The organism is Pseudomonas sp. SBB6 (assembly GCF_024213215.1).
GTDB lineage: Bacteria > Pseudomonadota > Gammaproteobacteria > Pseudomonadales > Pseudomonadaceae > Aquipseudomonas > Aquipseudomonas donghuensis.
The window spans coordinates 133,386-139,385 of sequence record NZ_JANAVH010000013.1 but is presented as its reverse complement, the minus strand read 5'-3'; the positions used below and the strand labels follow the sequence as shown (position 1 = coordinate 139,385).

Genomic DNA, 6,000 nt, shown 5'->3' with positions numbered 1-6,000 from the left:
GCTTGAAATGCTCTGAGTACTTGCTCATAACTCCCCCAAGGGTTGGATTGGTGTCCAACTTCTTGGGGGCAGTCCACATTGTGGGAGCCGGCGTTGCCGGCGATGAGGCCAGTGCAGTCAGCACATCAGGTGATGACTGGGTTACGACCGCTGCGCGCTCGATCGCTGGCAAGCCAACTCCCACAGGGTATGTGTGTCAGTCGCGATAGCCCGGCGCCACCCGATCCAGCAACCTGAGCAACGCCGACCAGGCCAGCTGCATGCCGTCCGGATCACTCAACTCACCTTCCTTCAAGGCCCGCGCCGGTTCGTTGAGCTGGCGTTCGGTGTGGGCGCAGACCTCTTCCGTCGGCAACACCAGCTCGCCGGCGGCCATCGCCGTCAGCTGGATTTCGCAGGCTTTCTCCAGGTAGTACATACGCAGGAAGGCTTCGCTGATGCTGCGGCCCACACTGAGCAAACCATGGTTGCGCAGGATCAGCACCGCCTTGTCGCCCAGGTCATGCACCAGGCGCTGCTGCTCGGCCATGTCCAGGGCGATGCCCTCATAGTCGTGGTAGGCGACCTTGCCGTAAAACTCCATGGAAATCTGGTTGACCGGCAACAACCCGCATTTGAGCGCAGCCACCGCGCAACCGGCCTTGGTGTGGGTGTGCAGCACGCACTGGGCGTCCTCGCGGGCGCCATGAATGGCACTGTGAATAACGAAACCGGCCGGGTTGACCGGGTACGGCGACGCCTGCACCGCGTTGCCCTCAAGGTCGATCTTGACCAGGTTGGAGGCGGTGATTTCATCGAACATCAAGCCGTAGGGGTTGATCAGAAAATGGTGTTCGGGGCCGGGAATGCGCACCGAGATGTGGGTGAAGATCAGGTCGGTCATGCGAAAGTGCGCGATCAACCGGTAGCAGGCGGCCAGCTCCTGGCGCAGGTGGATTTCGGTCTCGGTCATAATTGTTGTCCTCAGGCGAAAGGCTGGCCAGACAATAGGGCTGGACATCGTTCGATGTCCAGCCACGGCGAGGGTTCAGCGGCTGGCCCAGGCGTTGAAGCGCTCTTCCAGTTCATCGCCATGATCGACCCAGAACTCGACGTTCATCGACAGCGCGCCTTCAAGGTTCTGCCTGGAGGTCGGCACCCAGCTGGCCAGCTGCGGATCTAGCTCGGCAGCGGCCTGGGTGTTGGTCGGCCCGTAAGGAATCTCCTTCACATAGCGCACCTGGGTGTCGGGCTGGTTGGCGAAGGCGATCAGGCGCTTGGCCTGGTCGACATGCTTGGAGCCCTTGATGATCGCCCAGTAATCCATGCCGTACAGGCTGCCCGGCCACACCAGGGCGAGCGGGCTGCCCTGTTGGGCGGCGACGGCGACCCGGCCACTGTAGGTCGAGGTCATCACCACATCACCGGCGCTCAGCCACTGCGCCGGTTGCGCGCCGGCTTCCCACCACTGGATGTAGGGCTTGAGCTCGCTGAGCTTGTTGAAGGCGCGGTCGACGCCCTCGGGGGTGGCCAGGACCTTGTACACGTCCTCGACCTTGACCCCGTCGGCCATCAGCGCGAACTCCAGGTTGTACACCGCCCGCTTGCGCAGGCCGCGCTTGCCGGGGATTTTTTTCACGTCCCAGAAATCCGCCCACGAGGTCGGTGCCTGGGCCAGCTTGTTGCGGTCGTAGGCGATCGCCACGCTCCACACCAGCACTGCCGAGCCGCATTCCTGAGCGGCATCGGGGATCAACTGCTCGGTACGCCCGAGCCGGGTCCAGTCGAGGCGCTCGTACATGCCCTCGTCGCAGCCGCGCATCAGGTCCGGGCCTTCGATCTGCACCAGGTCCCAGTCGACGTTGCCGGTATCGACCATGACCTTGATCCGGGCCATTTCGCCGTTGTATTCGCTCTGGATCAACGTGCTGCCGTCCTGGGCACTGAACGGCTTGAAGATCGCCGCATCCTGGGCTTTCTGGCCGGCGCCACCGTAGGCGACCACGACCATGTCCGGTGCTGCCAGGGCGCTGCCGACCGCAAGGGCGAGCAACCAGGGAGAGCGCTTGAGCAGGTTCGATTTCATCAATGGTTCCTCTTGCCGGTACCACGTGATGCGTGGCCCGTTTTCTTGTTGTTGTGAGGTGTGCCCCAGGACCCGGGGTGATTGCACGCTAGTCAAACGTCAGTAAAAAAACAAGTTGATTTTTTACTGGTGGTACACTTCTATAGAAAAAACAACAACAACACCCCGCTGGAGCCTGACCCGCATGCCGACCTTCGCGCACCTGTTCGAACCGCTGCAAATCCGGGGCAAACGCCTGAAGAACCGCATCATGTCCAGCGGCCACGACACCTCGATGCCCACCGACAACCTGGTCAACGAGCGCCTGATTGCCTACCACCAGGCTCGCGCCGCCGGTGGCGTCGGCCTGATCGTGCTGCAGGTGGCCGGGGTGCACGACAGCGCCCGCTACACCTCCCACGTGCTGATGGCCACCGACGATGTCTGCATCGACGGCTACCGCCAGCTGGCCGAGACCTGCCATGCTCACGGCACCGTGGTGCTGTCGCAGATCTTCCACCCGGGGCGGGAAATCATGGAGTCCAGTGATGGCTTGCTGGCGGTGGCCTACTCGGCGTCGGCGGTGCCCAACGAGCGTTTTCGGGTGATGCCGCGGGCGCTCGACCAGGGCATGATCGACGAGATCGTCGCCGGTTACGCCGCCGCGGCCCGGCGCCTGCATCAGGCCGGCATCGATGGCGTCGAGGTGGTTGCCAGCCACGGCTACCTGCCCGCGCAATTCATCAACCCACGGGTCAACCGCCGCACCGATGGCTACAACGGTGAGTTGCAGCAACGGCTGCGCTTTGTCCGCGAAGTGATCGCCGCGGTACGTGCGGCGACGGCAGACGATTTCATCATCGGCCTACGCATCAGCGCCGACGAGCGCGATGCCGAGGGCCTGACTGAAGATGAATCGCTGGCTGCGGTGAAGATGCTGCAGTCCGAGCTGGATTATGTGCATATCGTCGCCGGCACCTCGGCGTCGCTGGGTGGCGCGGTACATATCGTCCCGCCCATGGCCATCGAAGCGGCGTACCTGGCGCGTGAGGCCGGGACCTTCAAGGCGCAATTGAACATCCCGCTGTTCGTCACCGGGCGCATCAACCAGCCCCAGGAAGCCGAACTGATCCTCGCCCGTGGCCAGGCCGATGTCTGCGGCATGACCCGCGCGCTGATCTGCGACCCGCAGATGCCCAACAAGACCCGCAGCGATCGCGCCGAAGACGTGCGCGCCTGCATCGCCTGCAACCAGGCCTGCATCGGTCATTTTCACAAGGGCCTGCCGATCTCGTGCATCCAGCATCCGGAAACCGGGCGCGAGCAGCAGTTCGGCACCTTGCAGGCGGCGACTACACGCAAGCGCATCATGATCGCCGGTGGCGGCCCGGCCGGCATGAAAGCCGCAGCGGTAGCCGCAGCGCGCGGCCATGACGTCACCTTGTATGAAGCCAGCGCCCAGCTCGGCGGCCAGGTGCTGCTCGCGCAACTGCTGCCGCGCCGGGCCGAGTTCGGCGGTGCCAGCACCAACCTGCAGCGCGAGATGCACCTGGCCGGGGTCAAGGTGGTGCGCAACACGCGCGTGGATCGCGCCCTGGTCGAGCGCGAGCAGCCCGACCTGGTGATCATCGCCACCGGCGCCGAACCCTATTGGCCGGCCTTCGAGCGCGGCGGCGACCTGCAGGTGGTCGACGCCTGGAAAATCCTGCGCGGCGAGGCCAAGCCCGGGCGCTCGGTGCTGGTGGTCGACTGGCGCTGCGACTGGATCGGCCCGGGCATCGCCGAGCGCCTGGTGCGTGAAGGCCACCAGGTGCAACTGGCGGTCAACGGCACCCACTGCGGCGAAAGCCTGCCCCTGTACGTACGCGACCAGATGGCCGGCGAGCTGCACAAGCTGGGCATCCCGATCACCCCCTATGCACGCCTGTACGGCTGCGACGACAACACCGTGTACCTGCAACACACCGCCAGCGGCGAGCCGATGATCTTCGAAGACATCGACACCCTGGTGCTGTGCCAGGGCCATCAGCCAGTCGATAGCCTGGCCGCGCAACTGCACGGCCTGGTCGAGGTAAAACGCATCGGCGACTGCCTGGCCCCGCGCACGGTGGAAGAAGCCGTCTACGACGGTTTGAAGGTCGCCTGGAGCCTGTAAGCCTGTTTATACTCCGGGGCTTTGACAGTGCGGTTCGGAGCACGCCATGAGCAACAGCAGCAAGACGCCGCCCGCCGCCAGCCAGGAAGGCACCAGCGCCCCGCATTTTCTCGGCACCCGCATCCGCGGCCTGCGCAAGCGCCGCGGCATGACCCTGGCCGAGCTTGCCGAGCAAAGCGAACTGACTGCCGGCTACATCAGCCAGCTGGAGCGCAACCTCTCCTACCCGTCGATCCCGGCGCTGTTCAATATTGCCCGCAGCCTCGGCGTGACCATCCAGTGGTTCTTCGCCAGCGAAGCCAGCACCGCCCCGGAAGACAACGGTTACGTGGTGCGCAAGAACAGCCGCCTGAGCGTGCATTACGAAGACGGCATCGTCGACCAGTTGCTCACCCCGCAACCCAACCGCCAGCTGGAGATTCTGCACTCGCGCTTCCCGCCGGGCACCTACAGCCAGCAAAGCTACAGCCATGACGGTGAAGAAGCCGGCTACCTGCTGTCCGGCAGTTTCGAGCTGTGGGTCGGCGAGCGGCATTTTCAGCTGAGCGAAGGCGACAGCTTCAGTTTTTCCAGTCAGGAGCCGCACCGTTACGGCAACCCTGGCGAAGTGGATGCGGTGGTGATCTGGGTGATCACCCCGCCGACGTTCTGATACCTACAACAACACAGGCACGCCATGAACGAGTTGATCACACGCGAACTGCACCAGGGCCTGCTGACCCTGACCTTCAACCGCCCAGACAAGCTCAATGCGCTGAACACGGCCATGTACACACAGTTGGGCGATCAGTTGCGGGCAGCGGCCGAGGATGCGCAGGTCGAGGTGATCCTGCTCACCGGTGGCCCACAGTGTTTTTGCGCCGGCAACGACCTGAAGGATTTTCTCGACAACCCGCCCACTGCCATGGACAGCCCGGTGTTTCGCCTGATGCGGGTGATCATGGCCCTGGACAAACCGCTGATTGCTGCGGTGGCGGGGCCGGCCATCGGCATCGGCACCACCCTGCTGCTGCACTGCGACCAGGTGCTGGTCAGCCGCTCGGCCAAACTGCGCCTGCCGTTCGTGCCGTTGGGCTTGTGCCCGGAGTTTGGTTCCAGCCTGTTGCTGCCACGGCTGCTCGGCCATGCGCGGGCGGCGCGACTGTTGCTGTGCAATGAGCTGCTCACGGGCGAACAGGCCGTCGAGTGGGGCCTGGCCAATGAGCTGCATGAAGAGGGTGAGCAATGCCTGGCGGCGGCGCGCAAGCTGGCCCAGCGCCTGCAGGCCTTGCCCCAGGATGCACTGCGGATCAGCAAGCGCTTGCTCAAGGATGCTCATCGGCAGGAGCTGGAGGTCACTGTTCAACGAGAAGGTAAGCTGTTTATCGAGCGGCTGCAGTCGCCAGAGGCGAAAGCGGCGTTGCGGGCGTTGGTCAAGGATTGACGATTGCCCCGCGATCCAGGCAACGCCGAATCAGTCTTTCACCACCCTCAACTCAATCCCATCCAGCAACGCATCCACCAGCGCCCTGGCCAGCTCCACCGATTGCTGGGCCGACCAGACAAACCCTCGTCCTTCCTCACTGCAGTGCTGCACCGCCTGGCCAATAGTGGCGCTGGCACATTTTAGGTACAGCAAGGCATGCACCAACGCGTCTTCGGCGCTGACACCTGCGCACACGCTGAACAAGGGCGGATGCTCCGGGCAACTGTTGACAGGGGTTTCGACGGTTGCAGCGAGGTGCAGGCTTGGGGGATCGGGGACGAGCTTTTTCATGGTCAACTCCAGGTCGTAGAGGAGCTACCACTGCACCGTCGCCAA

The 6,000-nt window shown here is 64.0% G+C and carries 6 protein-coding genes; 3 read left to right on the top strand and 3 right to left on the bottom strand.

Translation table 11 applies throughout. The features are described 5' to 3' along the window. Positions 1-196 precede the first annotated feature (196 nt). Both NLX68_RS22485 and NLX68_RS22480 read right to left on the bottom strand, forming a co-directional pair. Complete coding sequence (locus NLX68_RS22485) at positions 197-952, bottom strand: class II aldolase/adducin family protein (protein WP_254285860.1); 756 nt, start codon at positions 950-952, stop codon at positions 197-199. 75 nt (positions 953-1,027) lie between these two features. Continuing rightward, the gene (locus NLX68_RS22480; protein ID WP_254285859.1) at positions 1,028-2,065 is read right to left on the bottom strand and encodes an ABC transporter substrate-binding protein; all 1,038 of its coding nucleotides are present in this window, start codon (positions 2,063-2,065) and stop codon (positions 1,028-1,030) included. Positions 2,066-2,249: 184 nt separating this feature from the next. Between NLX68_RS22480 and NLX68_RS22475 the strand changes: the two genes are divergently transcribed. Genes NLX68_RS22475 through NLX68_RS22465 form a run of 3 tightly spaced genes read left to right on the top strand, consistent with a single transcriptional unit; the run spans position 2,250 to position 5,622 of the window. Then, the gene (locus tag NLX68_RS22475) at positions 2,250-4,199 is read left to right on the top strand and encodes an FAD-dependent oxidoreductase (protein ID WP_254285858.1); all 1,950 of its coding nucleotides are present in this window, start codon (positions 2,250-2,252) and stop codon (positions 4,197-4,199) included. A 46-nt stretch (positions 4,200-4,245) separates the two neighbouring features. Beyond that, positions 4,246-4,851, top strand: a complete 606-nt coding sequence (locus NLX68_RS22470) for a helix-turn-helix domain-containing protein (RefSeq protein ID WP_115086538.1) — start codon at positions 4,246-4,248, stop codon at positions 4,849-4,851. Between the two features lie 24 nt (positions 4,852-4,875). Then, positions 4,876-5,622: an enoyl-CoA hydratase gene (locus NLX68_RS22465; RefSeq protein ID WP_254285857.1), complete on the top strand. Its 747-nt coding sequence runs from the start codon at positions 4,876-4,878 to the stop codon at positions 5,620-5,622. A gap of 30 nt (positions 5,623-5,652) precedes the next feature. Here the strand turns inward: NLX68_RS22465 and NLX68_RS22460 are convergent, their stop codons facing one another. After that, positions 5,653-5,955, bottom strand: a complete 303-nt coding sequence (locus NLX68_RS22460) for a DUF3077 domain-containing protein (protein ID WP_254285856.1) — start codon at positions 5,953-5,955, stop codon at positions 5,653-5,655. Between the last annotated feature and the right edge of the window lie 45 nt (positions 5,956-6,000).

Excerpts from the sequence above, each read along its gene's own strand:
- NLX68_RS22475 (WP_254285858.1), top strand. The coding sequence starts at position 2,250 with ATGCCGACCTTCGCGCACCTGTTCGAACCGCTGCAAATCCGGGGCAAA.
- NLX68_RS22465 (WP_254285857.1), top strand. The coding sequence starts at position 4,876 with ATGAACGAGTTGATCACACGCGAACTGCACCAGGGCCTGCTGACCCTG.
- NLX68_RS22485 (WP_254285860.1), bottom strand. The coding sequence starts at position 952 with ATGACCGAGACCGAAATCCACCTGCGCCAGGAGCTGGCCGCCTGCTAC.
- NLX68_RS22480 (WP_254285859.1), bottom strand. The coding sequence starts at position 2,065 with ATGAAATCGAACCTGCTCAAGCGCTCTCCCTGGTTGCTCGCCCTTGCG.
- NLX68_RS22460 (WP_254285856.1), bottom strand. The coding sequence starts at position 5,955 with ATGAAAAAGCTCGTCCCCGATCCCCCAAGCCTGCACCTCGCTGCAACC.
- NLX68_RS22470 (WP_115086538.1), top strand. The coding sequence starts at position 4,246 with ATGAGCAACAGCAGCAAGACGCCGCCCGCCGCCAGCCAGGAAGGCACC.